The organism is Isoptericola sp. NPDC057391 (assembly GCF_042668085.1).
Lineage (GTDB): Bacteria > Actinomycetota > Actinomycetes > Actinomycetales > Cellulomonadaceae > Isoptericola.
This window is the reverse complement of record NZ_JBHVBO010000331.1, coordinates 1-1,551: the sequence shown is the minus strand read 5'-3', so window position 1 is coordinate 1,551 and position 1,551 is coordinate 1. Positions and strand designations below refer to the sequence as shown.

The 1,551-nt window shown below is 72.7% G+C and carries 2 protein-coding genes; one reads left to right on the top strand and one right to left on the bottom strand.

Annotated elements, in window-relative coordinates; translation table 11 throughout:
• The first annotated feature begins 63 nt into the window (after positions 1-63).
• Positions 64-1,155, top strand: a complete 1,092-nt coding sequence (locus ACFUVW_RS20800) for an AI-2E family transporter (RefSeq protein WP_430573191.1) — start codon at positions 64-66, stop codon at positions 1,153-1,155.
• A 14-nt stretch (positions 1,156-1,169) separates the two neighbouring features.
• Here the strand turns inward: ACFUVW_RS20800 and ACFUVW_RS20795 are convergent.
• Positions 1,170-1,551: GlsB/YeaQ/YmgE family stress response membrane protein (locus tag ACFUVW_RS20795; RefSeq protein ID WP_430573190.1), on the bottom strand; the 382-nt coding region annotated here is incomplete at its 5' end.

The window sequence follows — 1,551 nt, the reverse complement described above, 5'->3', positions numbered from 1 at the left end:
CGTTCCCGGTGGCACGACGGCGCCCGCGCGGGATGATGCTCGGGACCGACCCGAGGGAGGACCGTGCCCCACCAGGACCCTGAGCCCGCCACGGAGACGGCGCGGCACCCCGGCGACGGCGTGCTGCGGCTCGGGCGGATCGGCTGGGCCGTCGTCGGCATCGCCGCGGCCGCGGTGGTGGTCTACGCCGCCGTGTCGGCGATCAGCGGCCTCGCCGTCCCCCTCGTGGTCGCCGCCGTCCTGGGCGTGCTGCTGCACCCCCTGGTCGACCGGCTCGAGGCGGTCGGGCTGCGGCGCGGCCTCGGCTCCCTCGCGGTCCTGGTCGCGCTGGGCGCCGTCCTCGGGGTCGCCGTCTGGGTCACGGCCGACGGCGTCGTCGACCAGTCGGCGGAGATCACCGACCGGCTGGGCAGCGGCCTCGACACCCTCCAGCAGCAGCTCGCCGGCACCACGCTCGACCTGTCCGGCGTCGACCTGAGCGAGACGACGAGCTCCCTGGCCGGCGGCGTCGCCAGCCTGTTCGGGAGCGTGTTCTCCAGCGCCGCCGCGTTCGTCGTCGGCACGTTCGTCGCCGTCTTCTTCCTCTTCTACGTGATGGCCGACTGGCCGCGCATCGAGGAGTTCGCCGCGCGCCACGCGTCCGTCCGCGGCACCCCGGGCCGCGTCGTCGTCGACGAGGCCACCGCCACGCTGCGCCGCTACTTCGGCGCCCTCACGACGTCGAGCCTCGTCACCGCGGTGCTCATCGGGCTCGGCGCGATCCTGCTCGACGTGCCGCTGGCGTTCTCGATCGCGCTCGTCACGTTCGTGACCTCGTACATCCCGTACCTGGGGGCGATCTTCTCCGGCGCCTTCGCCGTGCTCATCGCGCTGGGCTCGCAGGGCCCGACGGCGGCGCTGATCCTGCTCGCCGTCATCCTCGTGGTGCAGAACGTGGTGCAGACGCTGATGCTCACCAAGCTGTCCTCCGACCAGCTGCGCCTGCACCCGATCGTCAACCTCGGCTCGACCATCATCGGCGCGGTGCTCGCCGGCCTGCTGGGGGCGATGCTGTCCGCGCCGGTGACCGTCATCGTGCGCGACGTCCTCGGGCATGCGAGCGCCCGCGCGGACGACGCGGACGACGACCGTGCGGGCGGCGCGACGGCGGGCTGACAGCCCGGCCCTAGTCAGGTCACGTTCTTGCGGCGTCCGCCCATCCCGGCGACGATCGAGACACCGATCGCGGCCAGCACGATCTGGAAGATCAGCTCGAGCCAGTCGATGCCGCCCGTGTCGCTCACGTCGAAGAGGCTCGCGATCCACGTGCCCAGCAGGGCCGCCACGATCCCAATGAGGATCGTCACGATGATCGAGATGTTCTGCTTCCCGCGGACGAACAGGCGGCCGAGGGCGCCGATGATGGCGCCGATGATGATCGCGGTGATGATGCCGGTGACGGTCACGGTGCTGCTCCCCTCCTCGACGACGGCGCTGGTCGCGCCCCTCTCGACGGTACGGCGGAAGCCCGCTGCACGCCCCCGGGACGACGACGGCGCCGACCCCGTGACC